We start from the raw sequence: 19403 nt of genomic DNA, 5'->3' as shown, positions 1-19403 counted from the left end.
ACTTATCTTAAGTGCGGAGGTGTTTTTTATGTCTTTGTGGTTCAAACTTTGATTAAAGGTTAGACACCAACAACTGCGGTGTGGCTTTTTGCTGAAGATAGATACTAAAGCGACTTCCTTTACCTACTTCGGATTCAACTCGTATTTCGCCGCCCGTTTGGCTCAAAATACTTTGAGAAACGGACAAACCTAAGCCTGTACCGTCTCTTTTGGTGGTATAGAAAGGAGAGAATATACGTTTCAGTTGTTCTTCCTTAATACCACAGCCCTCATCTTCAACATGAACGATCGCACCATGAGATACTCCATTTTCAACCCAATCTTCACTCGAGATAGTCAATGTGCCCTGTCCGTCCATCGCGTGAATCGCGTTCATTTGCAGGTTCACTAGAATTTGCAGCAATTGGTTTCGGTTCACTTCGACTGAGGTTTTAGCATTCAATTGCGAGACATACACAATGCCTTTCTTTTTTGCGCCTGTTTTTACGAGCGTAATACTTTCATCGACAATTGGATTGATATGTTGCCAAGTAATTTCGTCTTGTACACCACCGTGTCGGCTGTATTGAAGTAAGCTTCGTGTGATGTTTCGGATTCGGTCGATCTGCTCCATGATCGCGTGGACTTCTTCGTCTACACGAGCCACTTCATCGCCGAGTTCAAACTTCATTAGTTCAACATTGCCTAGAATTACCGCTGTCGGATTATTGATTTCATGGGCAATACCTGCGGTTAACTCACCTAACGCGGCTAATTTTTCGTTGACCACCAGCTTATCTCTAGCTTGGTTAAGAAGCTGGATGTGCAGTTCGAGTTCTTCCGTTTTCTCTTTCAAACTGGCGGTACGAGAATGAACCTTACATTCGAGTTCAGACGCAGCTTGTTGAATCTCTTGATTACGCTCGTGGAGCAGATCTAACATTTTGTCGAACTGTTTCGCAAGCAACGTAAGTTCGTGTTGATCATCCAAACCCAACGTACCGATTCGCTTGTCTTGCCCCATTTGGACGAGCTTTACGACTTTATGGATGCGTTCAATTGGGTTGAAAAGATCGCGAGCACCACGGTGTACGATCAAACCTGAAGCTAACAGCAGTAATATGATGGTGATGCTGATTTCACCAAGGTTAGTCAGATACGTCTCTACGAGTGGCCAGATTAGATAGCCGGTATAAAGCATGCCAATAACGTTATCAAACTGGTCGTGGATTGGTTGGTAAGCGGTGATGTACCAAGCGTCGTAAACATATGCTCGGTCTAACCACTTTTGCCCTTGATTCAATACTTTTGAATGAACCTCATGAGAAACGCGAGTACCAATTGCGCGCCCTGCACTGTCTTCACTGCTCAACGGTACATTAGTGCTGACACGTAGGTCATCAAGGAACACAGTGACGGTACCTATGCGGCGATTAAAACCATCACGTTGTGGATAGATCAAATTGCTGATCTGATCAACTAACTGTGTGCTGTTGTTAAGTAGGATCCCGCCATCAAGAAAACCAATAACGTGATCATTCTTGTCTCTAATTGACACAACAGTTCGGCTAACTAAACCCCGAGTTTCAACGTTTTGATTATTGAGCATTGGGACTTCGGCTTGCCTTGCAAGGTTTTGGTCTAAATCGTTGAGTTCATTTTGGCTCAATACACTAAAGAACGATTCTTTGCGTGTCAGGTCGAGGTATTCATGCTTTTTCCCCATGCTCTCAACACTTCTCCAACGCAAAAAGTCGAGCTCATAGCGAGATTTGTTTTCAGAAACCCAGCGAGTGAGCTCTTCCTTTGAAATATCACTCGTAAGTTTGATTCGAAAGTTATAAGACTCAGCGAATGCTTGAACGTTATAGGCCTGTTGATTTTGAATTAGATGGATACTGTTGTCGGCAACGTCCAAACGCTCGTCAACATCGATCAAAGCCCCCTGCCACGTATAATGGACAGACCAATACAAAGTGATCGCAACAAGAGCACATAAAGTTAAGATGATCGGCGCTGACGTCAAAAATAACAGACGATAACGCACCATGGTTTTGAACCGGAACGTCCACTTTGACCACCAATGACGTCTAATCGGCATATTCAGAGCCTTCTGTGTTCCAATCTTTATATTTACGCTCTAGCGTTTTCCGTGCAACGCCGAGGTCTCTTGCAGCTGCGGATTTATTACCATCATGAAAACTCACCAGTTGCTCGATATGAGATTTTTCTACTTCTTTGAGTGTCCAAGTGTTGGGGTAACCTTCTGCAGCGTCTACGTTATTCAAGTTTGGTATTTCCGCTCCATGTGACACTGTCACTGAAATGCTGGTGGGCGCAGGATCGCCATTAATTTCGCGCCAATAGTGCGCTGGTGGCTTGTCTAAAAGAATGCATCTTTCGACTAGGTTCTTGAGTTCGCGAATATTTCCTGGCCATTCGTATTCATTCATCGCCAAAATGTCTTCATGCGCCCAGTTTGGGACCGGTACACTAAGTTCACTTGCTAAAAGACGAGTGAAATACGGAACAAGCTCAATTAAATCTGATGGACGTTCTCTCAATGGCACAACATCAATTTTAAGGACATTGAGTCGGTAGAATAGATCGCGACGGAAGTGCCCTTTTTCGACCTCTTGTTGAAGGTTTCGGTTAGTCGCCGCCACTACTCGTACGTCAACGGCAATTTCTTTCTCGCTACCGACTGGACGAATAGTGCGTTGCTCTAACACACGCAACAGCGCTGCTTGCATTGGTAGTGGCATTTCACCAATTTCGTCGAGGAACAAGGTGCCACCACTTGCGACTCTGAATAGACCTTCACGGTTTTTCTTCGCGCCGGTAAATGCGCCAGAGGTATGCCCGAATAGTTCACTTTCAAGAAGTTCTGGGGCGATTGCGCCACAGTTGATTGGCACAAATGGCCCTGTACGTTTACTGGCTTCATGTACACCACGTGCAACTAGCTCTTTACCTGTACCTGACTCACCTTCTATAAGAACGGATGCTCGAGAGGGTGCAAATTGACTGATCAGCAATTTAAGCTGTTTGGTTTTATCTGAGTTACCGATTAACTCGGTCTTGATATGACGGCTAACATCACGCTTCAATGCGTATTGCATTCTTTGGTCAAGGCGCTTATCCATACAACGTAGTACAGCTTGTATCATTTGTTCTAAGTTGAAAGGTTTAAGAATGAAGTCTGAAGCGCCAAGCTTAAGCGCAGATATGGTCATCTCTAGATCAGCATAGCCAGTCATGAAAATAACATCGGCACGTTTGTCGTTGTCGTTAAAAGCCTCTTCCCACTCAATGCCAGAGCGTCCTGGCAGGTTGATATCAAGAACAATGAGATCAAAATGTTCGCTCGAACGCAGTATTTCAGCTTCTTCAACAGACCCTGCACTCGATACCTTGCCAAAGAACTTACCTAGGGCCTTCTTTAGAATAGCCTGCATCCCGACTTCATCGTCCACGACCAAGACGGAAAACGCTTGATATTGAGTCAATGTGTTTGGGTTGAGGTTCGATGCAGGTGAACTAGGTAAAGACATAATGATTAGCCGATGGGGAAAGTTGGGACAGAGTGTACCAATTAACCTTTTGTGCGACAGGGACAATGTGCGACATTTTGTCCTAGCTCATATTTTAATGCATTTTGTTAGCCTAAATGACGCAGTTTTGTTCGATATAACAGCAATTTAATGAAATTTGATGCACTATTTATTGGCATTAAGATTGCTTATTAGGTGTAGATTCCTAATTACAACAATTAGCGTCTTATGCACATGCCCTTCTTTGAGCCCTTTAAAAATAGAGGCATGTCATTCATTTATAACAGAATGGACATAATAATAATGAAAGCAATTCCCCTAACTATTGCAGCTCTATCTATCGTCAGTTACACGGCTAGCAGCGCGGAAGACACCACTCATATCAAATTGGCGACAACCACAAGTACCTACCACTCAGGCTTACTGGACTACTTATTGCCTGAGTTCGAAAAGGATTCTGGTATTAAGGTTGATGTTCTCGCTGCGGGTACGGGTAAATCACTTCGCATGGGTGAAAACGGTGATGTTGATTTGGTAATGACTCACGCACCAAAAGCTGAAGCGAACTTCGTTGAAAAAGGTTACGGCGTTTTACCTCGTAAGCTGATGTACAACGATTTTGTTATCGTTGGCCCACAAAGCGACCCTGCGAAGATTGAATCTCAAAAAGCAGTAGCTGATGTGTTCAAAGCAATCGCGAACAACAACGTGACGTTTGTTTCTCGTGGGGACGACTCTGGTACTCATAAGAAAGAGATGGGTATTTGGGCGCAAACTAAGATGGAGCCGAACTTTGGCGGCTATCGCAGCGTTGGTCAAGGAATGGGCCCAACTCTGAACATGGCGTCTGAAATGCAAGGCTACACCATGACAGACCGCGGTACTTGGTTAGCTTACCAAAACAAACTTGACCTTAAAGTGTTGTTCCAAGGCGACAAGAACCTATTTAACCCTTACCAAGTGATTCTTGTTAACCCAGAACGCTACCCAAGCATCAATTACCAAGCAGCGAAAGTATTCAGTGATTGGTTGGTTAACCCTAAAGGCCAGAAACTGATCAACGACTTTAAACTGCACGGCAAACAACTGTTTGTTGCAAACGCAGAATAGTTGGTTGCAAGCGCAGAATAGCTTGTTGTAAGAAATGAGTCGTGGGTTGTGAGTAAAGCGTAGCGTTGAAGGTTTAACCCTAACCAACTAGCGCTACGCTTAACTAAACAGTCAACGAGACCACCTAAATAATCACGTTTAAAAACCGTCTTGCTTTAAAGGCATTCACGCTTAGAAACAATAGCTGACCAATACAGGCTCAAATAGTTTGTGTCAGCTATGATTAACATCAGACACTACCGATAAAAGCCTATTATCGATTCAAACGAGATACTTCATGACCTTATGGCAAACAACGATTGATGCAATGAATCTACTGGTGAGTTTTGACCACGAATTGTGGCAAATCGTCGCGGTATCCTTCAGTGTATCTTTGTCCGCCATCTCATTAGTGATTGTTCCTGCAATCCTTATGGCTTTCTTACTGGCTTACACCGAATTCCCCGGTAAATGGGCGCTGCTTTCGGTGATCAACACCTTACAAGCGATACCGACCGTGGTAATTGGCTTGTTGATGTACATGATGCTCTCTCGTTCTGGTCCTTTAGGTGACTGGCAATTACTGTTCACGCAAAAGGCGATGATTCTAGGTCAGATGCTGATCTGTTTCCCTATCCTAGTTGCGATGATGCATGGCGCTCTGCAGGCCAGTGACCGCCGAGCAGTAGAAACAGCGCGCACTCTTGGCGTATCAACAACACGAGTCGCGTGTACCTTGATTTGGGAAACTCGTTTCCCTCTATTGGCTGCAACCATTGCTGCCTTCTCTCGTATCGTCACAGAAGTAGGTTGTTCAATGATGGTGGGTGGCAACATTATGGGGATGACAAGAAACATCCCAACAGCTATCGCCATGGAAAGCCACAAAGGCGCATTCGCTCAAGGCGTCGCCCTCGGTATGGTGTTATTAGCATTGGCATTAGCCCTTAACTTTTTCCTTTCCAGTGTGAGAGGAAAAGGCTATTTAAGAACTTAGGAACGCTGTCATGAGTATAAAAATAACAACGCAGCAAATTTCAATGCGCTACAAAGAGCGTGTTTTGTTCCACATCCCCGAATTGTCGATCGGCCCCAACGATGCCATTTATCTCAAAGGGGACAATGGCGTTGGCAAAACGACCCTACTTAAAATCTTATCAGGATTGATCAAGCCGAGCTCTGGCCGTATTCAGTCTCCGACACAAAGCTGGCAACATAGCCTGTTTCCTCGGTTAAAATTTAAAGACATCATCTATCTCCACCAAACTCCTTACCTTTTTGATGGCTCGGTGTACCAAAATGTCGCTTATGGCATTCGCTTTAATAAAGAGAGTCAAAAAGATAAGCGAGCTCAAATAATTAATGCATTAAGAATGGTAGGTTTAGAAACCTTGGCAGATGAGCACATTTCTGTGTTGTCTGGTGGTGAGCGCCAACGCGTGGCAATGGCCCGTGCTTGGATTCTTAAGCCTTCAATCTTGCTTATGGATGAACCAAGTGCTTCTTTAGACAAAGAATCTATTGAAAGATTGGTGATTATGGCCGAAGATCTTCTTCAGAGAGGCGCGAGTTTGGTCATCACTAGCCACCAAACTAACGCGTTAACCGATTTATGTAAGAAGCAGTGGTGGATCAAGGACAACACTTTGACTGAATCACCGCTTCTGCAAGTTATTAAAAAGAACAAAGCACAAGAGAATATTTATGCTGCTTCCAACGCAAACTAGTTGGGTTATTTTGGCTGGCGGACAAGCCAGCCGCATGGGCGGAAAAGATAAAGGACTCGTTGAGCTCAACGGTTCTCCGCTCATTCAATACGTTATTAACAAGCTGTCACAACAAGATGTCAGCATTACCATCAATGCCAACCGTAACTTAGACAGTTACCAAGCATTTGCACCGGTTGTTTCCGATTCTTTCCCTGACTATCCAGGCCCATTGGGCGGCATTCATGCTGGCCTTAAAAACGCGAGCACAGATTGGGTCGGCTTTGTCCCTTGCGACAGCCCACAGATTAGTGATGACCTTGTTGAACGTTTTTGTGCAGCAGTAAAAGAAGACAGCGACATTCTTGTCGCGCATGATGGCGAATTTAAGCAACCAGTATTCACCCTATTCCACAAACGTGTTCTACCAAAGTTAGAAGCGTTTTTGGAACGTGGTGATCGTAAAATTATCTTGCTGTACAAAGAGTGTGTCACGGAATACGTTGATTTTAGCGATTCTCCTAACTGCTTTGTTAATCTCAACACGCCAGAAGAACTCACCCAATTCGGAACGCTTCAATAATGAAAGATTCTAAACAACGCCCTAACCTTCCTCTATTGGGGTTTGCTGCTTACAGTGGCACAGGCAAAACAACCGTATTAGAAGCTCTGCTTCCTTTATTGACAGAGTCGGGTTTAAAAGTTGGTGTGCTAAAACATGCTCACCACGATTTTGATGTCGATAAGCCGGGCAAAGACAGCTACCGTTTACGCAAAGCGGGCGCAAATCAAATGCTGATAGCTTCGCGTAACCGTCATGTGATGATGACTGAGACTCCAGAAGCAGAAGCCGATTTTGATTACCTGTTGACTCGTTTTGATACCAACACACTTGATCTGATTTTGGTTGAAGGCTGTAAGAACATTGCTTTCCCTAAAATCGAGCTTCACCGTGATGAAGTGGGTAAACCTTGGTTGTACCAAAACGATGACAACATCATTGCTATTGCTGCTGATAGCCACGTTGAATCTGACTTACCTCAAATGTCGATCAACGACTTAGAAGCGATTCGTGATTTCATCATCGATTACGCGCAGTCCTTTGACCTTTCCTCTACAAAAGGCAAAGCAGCGTCATGCTCATCTTCAAAAGACGCAGCGCCCGCGGTGTGTTGTGATTCGTTCTCTCCAGCAGGTTTAACCGTAACTCAGGGCCAACAAAAGATTGTTGATAGCATTGACGCGCTTGATCTCACAGAGAGTGTTGAATTACTGCAAGGCTACGGTCGTGTGTTGGCTGAAGATGTGATCTCGCCAATCAACGTCCCACAGAATACTAATTCTGCAATGGATGGCTACGCGATTCGTAGTGAAGATCTTGAATTGGATAGCTACAACATTGTTGCTGAAGTTATGGCTGGTCACAGCTACGACAAAACCGTTCAACAAGGTGAAGCTGTTAAGATCATGACGGGTGCACCAATGCCAGATGGCGTTGATGTTGTTGTGATGCGTGAGCAAGCCGTGCAAGATGGCGATAAAGTTAGCTTCCCAGATGCGAAAATCTCCGTTGGACAAAATGTCCGTATGGCCGGTGAAGATTTAGAAATTGGCCAACCTGTCTTTACACGTGGCACACGCATCGAAGCACCAGAAATGGGTATGATGGCGTCGTTAGGTTTCGGTACCTGCCCTGTTCTGCGTAAAGTGAAGGTGGGTGTGTTCTCAACGGGTGATGAAGTTCAGGCACCGGGCGTTGAGCAAAAGCCAAACTCTATCTACGACTCGAACCGTTTCACTATCATCGGCATGCTTCAAAAGCTAGGTTGCGACATCGTTGATTACGGCATTATCGAAGATGACGAACAAAAGATGATGGATGTACTTCATGCTGCGTCGTTAGAGACCGATATAGTTCTGACTTCTGGTGGCGTGTCTGTTGGTGATGCTGACTACATCAAACTCGCGTTAGATAAGTTGGGTGAGATTAACTTCTGGCGTATCAACATGCGTCCAGGTCGCCCTCTTGCTTACGGCAAAATTGAAGACAAACCTTTCTTCGGTTTACCTGGCAACCCAGTAGCCGTGATGGTGTCGTTCATTAACTTTGTAGAACCTGCAATCCGCAAGCTACAAGGTCAAACTAACTGGACACCAGTGAAAGCGAACGCGATAGCGACTGAGCAATTACGTTCTCGTCAAGGTCGTACTGAGTTCAGCCGTGGCGTGTTCTCAATGAACGAATCAGGCGTGCTTGAAGTAAAAACAACCGGTAAGCAAGGTTCAGGTATTCTACGTTCAATGAGCGAAGCAAACTGTCTAATCGAGATTTCACCAGCGGTAGACACTGTAAAAGCCGGTGAAACGGTGACGATCATTCCTTTGCAAGGTCGTGTGTAAATAAACAAGATTGTTAGCTTTAAGCTAGCGAATTCAGAGTAATACATACTCTAAATAGATGAAGCCCCTGATATTGGATATCAGGGGCTTTCTTTTTATGGGGGGTTGTATACAGAGTTGAACTAAACAAGCTCGACTTTAAGTAATCTGCAATCGACCAAATTATAGTTGTTACGGCCATTTTCTTTGATTTGATAGAGCTGTTTGTCTGCAATATCACAAATCATTTTAAAGTTTCGATCCACATTGTCACTGGCTAAGTCGACGTTAACCCCACCAATAGAGAGTGTTAATTGTTCCGCATAGAGAGCTTTAGGGTTTGCTAATTTGACTTCATTTAACATCTTTCGCAGAGTGACAACCTTATTTTCAATATCACTACTACTCTGTCCGAAGCAAATCGCCATGAACTCATCACCGCCATATCTGAAAAGGTAGTCATTCTTGGTTGTGAATGTTTTTTTAAGTAAGCGACTGATAATACGAAGCGCTTCGTCGCCCTCTAAATGCCCATGAAAATCGTTATAAGCTTTATACTCGTCAACATCGATCATAAGGACCGCTAGAGATTGTTTTTGGTAGTAAGCGTTATGTATTAAGACTGGCGTGATGTTATCTAATTGATATCTATTAGCTAGACCTGTTAGTGGGTCAGTAGTACTCAAGATTTCGAGTGTTTGATTCGCACTTTCTAAACGCTGTCGTTGCTTTTGATTTTCTAGCGACACGGCAATAAAGCTAGCTAAATGTTCTATAAGCTGACAGTGGTGTTCCTGATATTGGTTTGGTAGATGATGCTGAACTGACAGAAAGCCGATTAATTTTTCATTAAGAATGATTGGCGTTAGAATCATTGAGTTAGTATCAAGCTCGCCACGAAACGTAACGAAATTATCGTCTTGTGTGGTTTTACCGATATAGGGTTCTAGAGCCGCATCTGTCGCGCTATTAAAATGAACGGTAGCTCGCTTGCGAATCACATACGTACCAATGGTTTGGTTCTCTTGGCAAACTACTTTTAGGTTCGGTATTAATCCTTGAGTATCAACAAAATAGCGGTAGTCGAGTATGTCTGATTTATCGTCATACATAGCAATCCCAAACTCAGATGTTGGTAGAATCATATTTATCTTATGGAGTATCTCAGGCAGTACGCTTTCTAAATCTGCAGCGGTTGCTATGAATTGACCAATATCAGTGAGCGCACCCATATATTTTTGCATTTGAGTCAGAACGTCATTTTTCTTCTTACTCTGAATGGTACCTACCCCTTCTAGAATACGTTCGCTCTGTTCGCGCTCATAACTTCTCATGTGTTTTTCTAAAAGATCCACATGCTGAGTTTGAAGTGCCGCTAAACCAGACCAATCCTCTTCATCTCGAAAGAGCTTCGCCTTAGTTTGGGCATAGATAGCATAAGAACGGTAACTACTCTTTAGATCAAAATTCTGTTCGAGAAAAGCGCACCCTACTTTTGCTTGTTCTCGCTCTCCAATGCCTTCTAAGAATTGAAACCAGTAAACCAAATTTTCTTTTCGATTATGCTCATCTCTCGATTTTTTGAAGTGCTCTTCTGCCTGATAAAATGCATCTAATACATCACTATCATCGAAGCCTCCCCACAAGAGCATGGTTTGCCCTAGGTAACTATGACAAAGAGCTATCGTCCTGTGACTAGAAAGCGAGGTGCCTATTCTTTTCGCTTCCATAATGGCGCTAACCGCTTGCTCAAACTCATTTGTATGTGCACAGCTATAGGCTAGGTTTAAATGGCTGACAGCACAATCTAACAGGCGATTCGCATTTTGAGATGAAATAATGGCTTTACGAGCATATTGCTTCGCTTGTTCGTATTTTTCTAAGCTTAAGTGCAAGTCACTTAGATTACAGAATATAAGTGACTTAAAATTGTCATCAACTAGGTGTAAGTTTTCTAGTGTTTCTGAGTAACAAGCATACGCTGATTGATAATCACCACGAATGTTGTGGGTAGACGCAAGTAACCCGATGACAAATACATATAGTTGAATTTCTTCAGGAGCAATGACGTTTAGGCAGGCTTTATAATGCTCAGCAGCGTCAGAAAGGTTATCGTGGCGATAGCTTGTGAAACCTTTAAGGAAAAGCGCGATTGAATCCGGGATCGGTTGATTATTAGCTTCGCATAGACTCGTTATTCTGTCTTCGACTTCTTTTAATCCTTTGATTCCAGGGTAGTTCTGGATTCGCGTTATAATTCCCATGATCTTTGGGTAAAGCGTATTGCTCATAAGTTCCGTTTAAGTCAGCCAGATTAAAAAATAACGAATAGTATACCACAAAATGCTTATTACACATTCCATTCATGAGGCTAATAAGTGGTAATTTCCTATCATTATCTTGAGTGGCGTACTGTTTTTATGTAGAGTGCGCGCAAAGTAATAATTATATTGGAGAGCACTATGGCTCGTACCATTCTGTACACTTATAAAGATGAAGACAAAGAGTTATTGTTTTCGAAACAAGAACACCGCACGATCCAAGAAGCTGTTGCAGCCGCTGAAGGTATCGACATCACTGAGTATCTAAAAACTGAGCAGCAGCTTGAGTTCATTTCTGATACTAAAGCGGTTCGTAACTACCAAGACAACTATTTCCGTAAGCTTGGTTTTACTAAGCTTACATTGAAGCAAAAAGACAACCTTGGTGTTGGTAAAAAGAAGAAGTAAGCCCTCTGGCTCTTTTTCTTGATATGTAGCTTCTAGCTTTTCGTTTGTAATTAGAGCTAAGAGCTGAAGAAACGAAAACACTGAACAATAAAAAATGCCGCAACCTCTTTCGAGATTGCGGCATTTTTAGTTGTTCTTTTTAACTATCTAACCTTAGCTAGCTTAACGGTAAGTAACGATTACTTAATGTTAAGGAATGCAGCGCCACGAACACCGCCTGAATCACCGTGTTTCGCTTTGATGATTTTCGGACACTTCGCTACAGACAGTAGGTATTTAGGGATACGCTTTGGCATCTCTTCGTAGATAAGTTCGAAGTTTGAAAGTCCGCCACCCAGTGCAACAACGTGTGGGTCAAGACCCGTAAACAGGTTTGCAAAACAGATAGCCAATAGCTCCATAAAGCGATCTACGTGCTCAGCGGCTTTTGATTCGCCTTCGTTGTATGCTTGAATGATCTCGATCGCTTTCTTCTTCTCACCGAAGTAGTGCTCGTAAATCAGTTCGAAGCCGCGACCCGATAAGTAACTGTCTAAACAACCTTTCTTACCACAACCACAACCCAGTAGCGGTGCGTTGTCGCCAAGGTGGAACCAAGCATCTAGAGGAAGGCGCATATGACCTAATTCACCAGCAACGTGGTTACGACCAGAGAACACTTTACCTTCATAAACTAAACCGCCACCGAAGCCTGTACCTAGAATTAGGCCTGCTACTGATGGTTCGTCTTTAAGTTCATCATCCCACGCTTCTGAAAGCGCAAAACAGTTTGCATCATTTTCAATTTTGACACTACGACCAATAAGCGCTTCTAGGTCTTTGCGTAGTGGTTTCCCCGTTGAAGCTGGTACGTTAACAACCAGCATTGTGCCGTCGTCAGCATCTTCCATTCCAGGAAGACCAAGACCAATTTTGCCTTCGCAAGAAAATTCGTTGTCGTACTTCTTTACCAAACCAGCAATTGTATCAAGTAGCAGTTGATAATCTTCAGTGGGCGTTGGTACGCGTTCTGTCGCTACTCGCTCAAGTTTTTCATTGAATGCACCAAACTCAATCTTTGTGCCGCCAACATCGAAGCCGTAATACATGAAATCTCTCCAATTTTTCCCTAAATTCGGGCAAATAAATTTTTGTAAATAAACAACTAAAGAGCATTATCCATAACACTCCCCCTACAAACCGTGATAGATGACAAACTTATCCCGTGTTTGAGTTTGTTTGAACAACAAGTCAGCACAAAGCGGTTAAAGGTTAGAGTGACTTCTCACTTTTAGTATGATCTATGAAAGCATTCAGGCTCGGTTTGGTTGGATCTGACTTATAACGTGTCTTACTTAACATGTAACTTTCCCGAAATGTCTCAAACCATAGCTGTAAAGTCTTGGCACCCTGCTCTTCACCAGCCTGTTTCAAAACCAAGCTCGCCACTTCTGCTGTCGAAAGATGTTGTTCGTTGTCTGACTTTCGCATCATGTATTGAGAAACTGACTCAGGCTCAATCGATAACACAGGTAAATCTTGCAGATATTCTGAGCGACGAAAAATTCGACGTGCCTCGCGCCAGCTACCATCAATAAAGATCAGCAATAGTGTTTTGTTTGGGTCACGCATTTGTGGCAGATCTTGAACCACGCGTGTTTTGTCGTCGGTATAGTCTTCAGGGAACACGATCACAGGTTGGTATTTGTCGTCTTTTAGAACATCCAACATCTCTTGATTTGGCTCAGTACGATGCCAAAGGTAGGCGTAACTGTCTTTTACCGTATCAACAATTAAACGACCGGTGTTACTTGGTTTTAAGATTTCGTTGTCTGACAAGATCAACATAGTCGCGACGTTCGTATCAATGTTAGGTTGATGCTCGCAGATACAGCTGTCTTGTTTTATTTTACAGAACTCACATCGCACTACTTTACACCCGCGCGCATTAAACGGCTTAGTAGCAATGGATAAACGGTGTTGATATAAACGGTGAAAAGCGTGGATTCTCATGGACAATAACGATAGATCTAGAAAAGTGGCACGATTGTACTTACAGTGACCCTAGAATGATAGAAGGAATTCCCATGCAAGACCCATCCTTGCTTCGCCTTGTTTGTTTTATTGTCGTTTTTGGATCATGTGCGCTTTGGGAGTACCGCTTTCCACGTAAAACGCTGACTCAGAGTAAATGGTTTCGTTGGGGAAACAACTTTGCGTTGGTTGCTTTAAACAGTTTTCTATTAGCCACTCTAATTCCAATCGCAGCATTTCAAGCGGCGGTTATCGCACAAGAAAGCCAATGGGGTCTATTCAATACCCTGTCACTTCCTAAAGAACTCAGCATTCTCATCTGTGTTTTACTGTTAGATTGCGCTATTTACCTGCAGCATTTGGTGTTTCACCGTGTTTCATGGCTATGGAAGTTACACCGAGTTCATCATGCAGATCTAGATATTGATGTCACAACCGGAACTCGTTTTCATCCAATCGAGATGATTATTTCAATGCTGATTAAAGTGAGTTTAGTGATCGCGCTTGGTATACCTGTCATCGCTGTTGTCATCTTTGAAATTGTTCTTAACGCCAGCGCGATGTTTAACCACAGCAATGCGCGTCTGCCACTGTGGATTGATAAGCGATTGAGAAAAGTGATTGTGACACCAGACATGCACCGAGTTCATCACTCGGTCATTGTTAAGGAAACGCACTCAAACTTTGGTTTTTTCTTATCGGTGTGGGACATTTGGTTCAAAACCTATCGCGCTCAACCTAAGCTTGGCCATGATAACGTTCAGATTGGCGTTCCAGAGATTCAAGATGGTAAAGAGCAACGGTTAGACTTAATGCTACGTCAGCCATTTGCACGATTCCCGACAACGAAAGACTAGGTTCGAATTCAGTTGAGTCTCAAGTTTAAACTGAGGTCAAACCTATCTTAATAACAAACCTATCTTAATAACAAACCCGTCTCCATAACAAACCAAGCTTAATACCAAAGCAAAACGCCCTTAGATTCTTGTGAAAACTTAAGGGCGTTTCTGTATCAATAGGAATTTAAGCGTACTTGGTGCTTCAACTATTATGCTGTCAAGCTTAACTCAGCACGCTCGTTTATTTCAACACGTATTTATGAAGCATAGCTTGTTGGTGCCCTGCTATCTCTCCGACTTGCTCTGAACTCTCGATCATGGATTCAAGCTGTAACTTAGTATTCTCGCCTTGTTCAGAAACACGAGTGATCGAATGTGTCACATCCACCGTTGCACGTGCCTGTTGCTCAGTCGCCACCATGATTTGTTCAACACGTCCTTTAATCTGGCTAACCGCTACCTCGATTTTTTCAAACGCTTGTTTCACATCTCCACTGGTTTCCAGTGCATTCGCCATTTCGTTTCTCGACTCTGTTACAGACGCCCGTGAGCGATCAGCTGCTGCTACCAATTCATTCATCATATTTCGAATATTAGTGGTTTGCTGGGAAGTATCGCTGGCTAGTTTTCTTACTTCATCGGCGACCACTGCAAAGCCTCGGCCTTGATCTCCTGCTCGAGCTGCTTCTATTGCTGCATTCAATGCGAGTAAGTTAGTGTTGTCAGCAATGCCGCTGATCATGTCGACCATTTCGCGAATCTGTTTAACACGCCCGTCTAAGTCGGCCATCGATTATTCATTCATGCTTAGAGAGTGTTCTAGTGCATGCAGTCGCTGCTGGTTAAGTCCAACAACTTGACTCCCTGTTACTGACTCACTTTCAGCAAGCTGGGCGTCATCATTCGAGGCGTTAGAAATACGTGCAATTTCACCAATAGATGCTTCAAGCTCTGTAATGGTGGTAATCATGTTTTGAAGTGATTCATTTTGCTCGTGTAAGCTTGAGTTAGTTTGCTCTGCGGCATCGTGACTGACTTCCGCGGTTTGATAAAGCGTTTCACAGTTTCGTGTTACCAAGCGCACCGAATCAGCGGTTGAGTCGACAACAGAATTAAGTTTTGATGCGATAACTTGCAATTCCAATGGGCCAACTAATTGACTCTGTTTTGAAAAATCGTGTTCCGCGAGTAAGCTCATTTGTTGAGTAATGTTTCTGAGTCCTTTGTTCACCCAGCGACGTAATACCAACCATGAAATAGAAATGATGGCCGTTATCACTAATCCACTAATAAATAGTACTTTGTCTATCGTCGCAATTGTCTGATTGACCACAAACTCGCTTTCATCAATTAAAATGGAAGCGGTGTTCGATAGTTGATTTAAGGTCCCTATCACGGTGTTGGCCAGATGGATGACTTTTGCTAGGTCGGCTTCTTGTTGCTCAACAAGTTCTAGCTTTTGCAGGATTTGTCTTAATACACCGTTATCTGCAAAGCCAGATTTAACCATCTCATAAGGCGCTGTTAAGCTTGCGAACTCTACGATGTCTGGATGCCATTCAGAAAAGTCATCATACGCGAGGTTAATGCCTGCAATTCGATTTCGAAGCTCTCTGTATTCGTCTTGCGCTTTTTCTAAGTCTGATTGCATCATTAACATTAGGAAGGTGTTCGCCATTGCAGAAGCACTCGCTGTGAATCGGTTAGCCGCATCGGAAGCCTCTGGGTTGTTCTGAACAAGGAAAGAACTGATACGGTTCATTTCAGGTCCGATGGAACTCACACCATAGCGAAACTCAGTGACTTGGCCATCGATGAGGTTTTGCTTATTCTGAATTTCGATTTGTGACGACAACACTTGGCTAGTCATCAATTGTAAGGTCGCCATGTTCTCGATTAAGTTTTGTTTTTGTTCAACGGAAATCGCGTCAGGAAAAGATTGGGATATGAAGAGGAGTTCTTCTAGCGTTTGGTTACTTTCGGCAACTAACACGTCGATCGAGTTGCCTGTTGTGCTAAGCGTATTTAGATCGGTTGATTGGGTGCTATAAGTAAGAAGTTTTACCTGCTCCAACACGCTTTGTGTTAATTCGGCGTTGTTTAATGCAAGAGGTAATGCTTGTTCCGAAAGTGCTTCAAAATGTCCCCCGACCCGATCGACGCCTCGGAGACTGACCAAAGATAAAAAGATGACGAGCAAAAGAATGGAAATAAATACAGCGGTGACGGTTTGAATGAGCGAGAATGTATAACGTGAAGGTTTTATTGATAAATTTGTGTCGGGCATGTGAAATCCAGTTTGACTACGAAAAAAGATATCCTTAAGTTAGTTCGTATACTAGAAGTCCTTGATGACGTTTATATTTCAGTTTTTTGTCAGAAGAGTTACATATGAAATTCAGAAAAATGGCTGTAGTTACAATAACTTTAGCAACATTGGCTGCTTGTAGCTCGACGCCATCCCCTTCTCAGCTTAGTCAAACCGCACACAAGCCTCTGTCAAAGTTAGAGCAATCAACGACCAATGCGTATATGAGTGTGTATGAACAGTGGAAAGGTGTGCCATATCATTTCGGTGGGACTTCATTTAGAGGCGTAGATTGCTCTGCTTTCGTTCAAATCGCAGTGCAAACTGCGACCCAGCAAGCCTTACCGAGAACCACAAAAGATCAAGTTAAAAAGGGAAAGGAAATAGCGTATGGACAGGCAATAAGTGGTGACTTGGTGTTTTTCAAAACATCGATGACGGTACGACACGTCGGTGTATATTTAGGAAACAATCAATTCCTACATGCTTCGACATCGAAAGGTGTCATTATATCGAGATTGGATAACCCTTATTGGGCCTCTAAGTTTTGGCATTTTAGGCGTTTATAGTGATTAAAAGATTAACTGATAACACAGTTGCTTTGAAGGTACTATTTAAACGCCTATCGCTGTTTAGCCTAGTAAATGTACTAGAAGCTAATTAGTCGTATTGAGCGACCGCAGTATCAAACAGATTCTTCACTAATGCGATGTATTCATCTAAGAATACAATTTGTTCGTTAGTCGCTTTTTTTGACCATACACCAGCTAACACTTCACCTAAATCAGCCACCACTGAATCCGCTTCTTTCAATAGTTGAAAACGAACGCTTGAATGTAACTCAGGGTTTTGCTCGAAAATAGCCATGATGTTTGTTGATATCATGTCAGTGATGATGTCTTCGACACTTTCATTACCTGTATCGCCATTACTATTAGTAAAGACATCTAGGTTAAATGATAAGTGTTCGATCAAAGCCAAATAGCCATCGGTTTCTACAACCACAATAAATCTCCGTTTAAGCTCAAGAGCAGATTAATATGTACCTACCTAATACTATGTATATGAGTCTGTTTGTCATCTCTTTATTACTAAAAACTGTATTAAAGTGATCCGAGTTAGCATTTAAGCTTAAATTTCAATCAAAACACCCTAACTTCACCAAACACACCTAAAATATAGTGAAAAATAATCTCAACCTATTTCTGCGATTCTATTGTATGAAAATCATCATGCCGTGAGATTAGTTCCAAACTATTTCCTTATATCATTCTCAATTTCTGTTTTGATTTCAAAGGGCTTGAATCAGTTCGAGTTCACAAATCAGCCAATTGATTCTACATTAGTTGAAGAAGAGCCAAGAACATTGACGAGTGCGTCTATAAATTGCTCAGATTTATCCTAAACTATTGCTATTAAACAAACAGTATTTCTAACCTTCAGTCTTTGAGGATTTCCTATGTGGCAGGCCATTTCTCAACAACTTTCAGATACTCTTCTATTTAACTTCCAGATAACTGAACGTACCAAGGTTTCTGGTGGCGACATTAACGATTGCTATATGATTAGCGATGGTAACGAACGTTACTTTGTAAAAGTGAACCAGCGAGAATTTTTACCTAAGTTTGAAATTGAAGCTGAGAACTTACGCTTGTTAAGAGAGACTTCTACCGTTTATGTTCCTGAGTTGGTACTGATTGGTAAAACCAAAGAATGCTCGTTCATTATCCTTAATTACTTGCCGACCAAGCCGCTTGAAACAAGCAATAATAGCTATGACTTTGGCGTTCAACTTGCCCAATTGCATCAATGGGGTGAACAGAAAGAGTTTGGTTGTGACCAAGACAATTATATTGGTAGCACCCTTCAACCCAACCCTTGGCATAAGAAATGGGGACGTTTTTTCTCTGAGCAACGCATTGGCTTCCAACTGCAATTGTTAAAAGAAAAAGGCATCGAATTCGGCGATATCGATGATATTGTTGATGTCGTGAATATGCGTCTTGCAGGCCACAACCCTCGCCCTTCTTTGCTTCATGGCGACCTTTGGAACGGTAATGTTGCTAACTCAGCCTTTGGGCCAATCTGTTACGATCCCGCTTGTTATTGGGGCGATCATGAATGTGATTTAGCGCTAACTGAACTGTTTGAAGGGTTTTCAAAAGAGTTTTATGAAGGTTACCAGAGCGTCAATCCACTCGACGTTGGCTATACTGATCGGAAAGACATTTATAATTTGTACCATCTTCTCAACCACTGCAATCAATTTGGCGGCGAGTATTTAGCACAAACTGAGGCGTGTATTCAGAAGATACAGGCCGTTTAATACCAATCACAGCTAGCTACTACGATTTATATAAGTTGCAACGTTGGATATCGCTATTTGTTACGACCCATACAAGCTACTACGATTAGTGCAAGTACAGTGAGGATAATTCGTCATGCATAAATACACAGAGAAACATGTTTCTTGCCCCCATTGTGGTCATGCAATTAGCATAACGCTGGATGCATCTAATGGGAGCCAAGATTTTTACGACGATTGCCCTGCATGTTGCAATGCAATTCATCTGGACATGCAGGTTGATGAATTGAGAGACAGAATCCATCTCTCGATTGATGCAGACGACGAACAAGTTTTCTAACACACTTTCTCTCTTGTCGAGTTGGCTCTACACCTCGATTTAAAGCTACACCTCGATTTTGAAGCTAGCCTAGAAAAACAAAAAAATTAAAAAAGAGCACTTAATGTTAATGCCGATCAGTTAAAGCCAAAGTGATCGGTTGAAGGATCCTTCCGAGCTGTC

Annotated in this window: 16 protein-coding genes and 1 pseudogene; 10 read left to right on the top strand and 7 right to left on the bottom strand. The window is 42.8% G+C overall.

Annotated features, from left to right (window positions below; translation table 11 throughout):
- Positions 1-52: 52 nt before the first annotated feature.
- Together AB6D80_RS07395 and AB6D80_RS07390 are read right to left on the bottom strand one after the other, a co-directional pair.
- Positions 53-2080, bottom strand: coding sequence for a cache domain-containing protein (locus AB6D80_RS07395; protein ID WP_102250115.1), 2028 nt, complete (start codon positions 2078-2080; stop codon positions 53-55).
- Complete coding sequence (locus AB6D80_RS07390) at positions 2070-3533, bottom strand: sigma-54 dependent transcriptional regulator (protein ID WP_009846740.1); 1464 nt, start codon at positions 3531-3533, stop codon at positions 2070-2072. Before AB6D80_RS07390 ends, AB6D80_RS07395 begins: the two co-directional genes overlap by 11 nt.
- Before the next feature lie 303 nt (positions 3534-3836).
- Between AB6D80_RS07390 and AB6D80_RS07385 the strand changes: the two genes are divergently transcribed.
- From AB6D80_RS07385 to AB6D80_RS07365, 5 genes are all read left to right on the top strand, one after another.
- Positions 3837-4643 carry a substrate-binding domain-containing protein gene (locus AB6D80_RS07385; protein ID WP_009846741.1) on the top strand — a complete coding sequence of 269 codons (807 nt, stop codon included), beginning with the start codon at positions 3837-3839 and terminating at the stop codon, positions 4641-4643.
- Between the two features lie 277 nt (positions 4644-4920).
- Complete coding sequence (locus AB6D80_RS07380) at positions 4921-5619, top strand: ABC transporter permease (protein WP_009846742.1); 699 nt, start codon at positions 4921-4923, stop codon at positions 5617-5619.
- A gap of 10 nt (positions 5620-5629) precedes the next feature.
- A complete protein-coding gene (locus AB6D80_RS07375; protein WP_009846743.1) occupies positions 5630-6349 on the top strand; it encodes an energy-coupling factor ABC transporter ATP-binding protein in 720 nt (239 codons plus the stop codon).
- Positions 6327-6911: a molybdenum cofactor guanylyltransferase MobA gene (gene mobA / locus AB6D80_RS07370; RefSeq protein WP_009846744.1), complete on the top strand. Its 585-nt coding sequence runs from the start codon at positions 6327-6329 to the stop codon at positions 6909-6911. The genes AB6D80_RS07375 and mobA overlap by 23 nt, the downstream gene beginning before the upstream one ends.
- Positions 6911-8728: a bifunctional molybdopterin-guanine dinucleotide biosynthesis adaptor protein MobB/molybdopterin molybdotransferase MoeA gene (locus AB6D80_RS07365; protein ID WP_372188139.1), complete on the top strand. Its 1818-nt coding sequence runs from the start codon at positions 6911-6913 to the stop codon at positions 8726-8728. The genes mobA and AB6D80_RS07365 overlap by 1 nt, the downstream gene beginning before the upstream one ends.
- Before the next feature lie 122 nt (positions 8729-8850).
- On the opposite strand, the gene AB6D80_RS07360 is transcribed toward AB6D80_RS07365, so the two are convergent.
- On the bottom strand, positions 8851-10998 hold the full coding sequence (locus tag AB6D80_RS07360; RefSeq protein ID WP_065680390.1) for a GGDEF domain-containing protein: 2148 nt from the start codon (positions 10996-10998) through the stop codon (positions 8851-8853).
- A 171-nt stretch (positions 10999-11169) separates the two neighbouring features.
- Here AB6D80_RS07360 and AB6D80_RS07355 point away from each other — a divergent pair, with 171 nt between their 5' ends.
- A complete protein-coding gene (locus AB6D80_RS07355; RefSeq protein WP_004733780.1) occupies positions 11170-11436 on the top strand; it encodes a DUF2960 family protein in 267 nt (88 codons plus the stop codon).
- A 179-nt stretch (positions 11437-11615) separates the two neighbouring features.
- On the opposite strand, the gene nagK is transcribed toward AB6D80_RS07355, so the two are convergent.
- Together nagK and AB6D80_RS07345 are read right to left on the bottom strand one after the other, a co-directional pair.
- Positions 11616-12524 carry an N-acetylglucosamine kinase gene (gene nagK / locus AB6D80_RS07350; protein WP_012603950.1) on the bottom strand — a complete coding sequence of 303 codons (909 nt, stop codon included), beginning with the start codon at positions 12522-12524 and terminating at the stop codon, positions 11616-11618.
- 163 nt (positions 12525-12687) lie between these two features.
- Positions 12688-13434 carry a tRNA-uridine aminocarboxypropyltransferase gene (locus AB6D80_RS07345; RefSeq protein WP_017100056.1) on the bottom strand — a complete coding sequence of 249 codons (747 nt, stop codon included), beginning with the start codon at positions 13432-13434 and terminating at the stop codon, positions 12688-12690.
- Between the two features lie 68 nt (positions 13435-13502).
- Here AB6D80_RS07345 and AB6D80_RS07340 point away from each other — a divergent pair, with 68 nt between their 5' ends.
- Positions 13503-14306, top strand: coding sequence for a sterol desaturase family protein (locus tag AB6D80_RS07340; RefSeq protein WP_069591774.1), 804 nt, complete (start codon positions 13503-13505; stop codon positions 14304-14306).
- Between the two features lie 223 nt (positions 14307-14529).
- Here AB6D80_RS07340 and AB6D80_RS07335 read toward each other — a convergent pair.
- A pseudogene (locus AB6D80_RS07335) lies at positions 14530-16575 on the bottom strand (methyl-accepting chemotaxis protein).
- Positions 16576-16679: 104 nt separating this feature from the next.
- Here AB6D80_RS07335 and AB6D80_RS07330 point away from each other — a divergent pair.
- Positions 16680-17165 (top strand): C40 family peptidase, encoded by a 486-nt coding sequence (locus AB6D80_RS07330; protein WP_017097841.1) that lies wholly within the window; start codon positions 16680-16682, stop codon positions 17163-17165.
- Between the two features lie 91 nt (positions 17166-17256).
- On the opposite strand, the gene AB6D80_RS07325 is transcribed toward AB6D80_RS07330, so the two are convergent.
- Positions 17257-17601 carry a DUF3802 family protein gene (locus AB6D80_RS07325; protein ID WP_009846752.1) on the bottom strand — a complete coding sequence of 115 codons (345 nt, stop codon included), beginning with the start codon at positions 17599-17601 and terminating at the stop codon, positions 17257-17259.
- A 454-nt stretch (positions 17602-18055) separates the two neighbouring features.
- Between AB6D80_RS07325 and AB6D80_RS07320 the strand changes: the two genes are divergently transcribed.
- Together AB6D80_RS07320 and AB6D80_RS07315 are read left to right on the top strand one after the other, a co-directional pair.
- On the top strand, positions 18056-18922 hold the full coding sequence (locus AB6D80_RS07320) for a fructosamine kinase family protein (protein WP_012603955.1): 867 nt from the start codon (positions 18056-18058) through the stop codon (positions 18920-18922).
- Between the two features lie 115 nt (positions 18923-19037).
- Positions 19038-19241, top strand: coding sequence for a CPXCG motif-containing cysteine-rich protein (locus AB6D80_RS07315; protein ID WP_012603956.1), 204 nt, complete (start codon positions 19038-19040; stop codon positions 19239-19241).
- Positions 19242-19403 lie beyond the last annotated feature (162 nt).

The sequence above is a fragment of the Vibrio sp. 10N.247.310.17 genome, from assembly GCF_041466605.1.
GTDB lineage: Bacteria > Pseudomonadota > Gammaproteobacteria > Enterobacterales > Vibrionaceae > Vibrio > Vibrio tasmaniensis_A.
Note: the sequence above shows the minus strand (reverse complement) of the source record. Positions and strands in the feature narration are given on the sequence as shown.

Coding starts and splice junctions, on each gene's coding strand:
- mobA (WP_009846744.1), top strand. CDS start 6,327: ATGCTGCTTCCAACGCAAACTAGTTGGGTTATTTTGGCTGGCGGACAA.
- AB6D80_RS07365 (WP_372188139.1), top strand. CDS start 6,911: ATGAAAGATTCTAAACAACGCCCTAACCTTCCTCTATTGGGGTTTGCT.
- AB6D80_RS07315 (WP_012603956.1), top strand. CDS start 19,038: ATGCATAAATACACAGAGAAACATGTTTCTTGCCCCCATTGTGGTCAT.
- AB6D80_RS07330 (WP_017097841.1), top strand. CDS start 16,680: ATGAAATTCAGAAAAATGGCTGTAGTTACAATAACTTTAGCAACATTG.
- AB6D80_RS07385 (WP_009846741.1), top strand. CDS start 3,837: ATGAAAGCAATTCCCCTAACTATTGCAGCTCTATCTATCGTCAGTTAC.
- AB6D80_RS07320 (WP_012603955.1), top strand. CDS start 18,056: ATGTGGCAGGCCATTTCTCAACAACTTTCAGATACTCTTCTATTTAAC.
- AB6D80_RS07340 (WP_069591774.1), top strand. CDS start 13,503: ATGCAAGACCCATCCTTGCTTCGCCTTGTTTGTTTTATTGTCGTTTTT.
- nagK (WP_012603950.1), bottom strand. CDS start 12,524: ATGTATTACGGCTTCGATGTTGGCGGCACAAAGATTGAGTTTGGTGCA.
- AB6D80_RS07395 (WP_102250115.1), bottom strand. CDS start 2,080: ATGCCGATTAGACGTCATTGGTGGTCAAAGTGGACGTTCCGGTTCAAA.
- AB6D80_RS07375 (WP_009846743.1), top strand. CDS start 5,630: ATGAGTATAAAAATAACAACGCAGCAAATTTCAATGCGCTACAAAGAG.
- AB6D80_RS07390 (WP_009846740.1), bottom strand. CDS start 3,533: ATGTCTTTACCTAGTTCACCTGCATCGAACCTCAACCCAAACACATTG.
- AB6D80_RS07380 (WP_009846742.1), top strand. CDS start 4,921: ATGACCTTATGGCAAACAACGATTGATGCAATGAATCTACTGGTGAGT.
- AB6D80_RS07355 (WP_004733780.1), top strand. CDS start 11,170: ATGGCTCGTACCATTCTGTACACTTATAAAGATGAAGACAAAGAGTTA.
- AB6D80_RS07360 (WP_065680390.1), bottom strand. CDS start 10,998: ATGAGCAATACGCTTTACCCAAAGATCATGGGAATTATAACGCGAATC.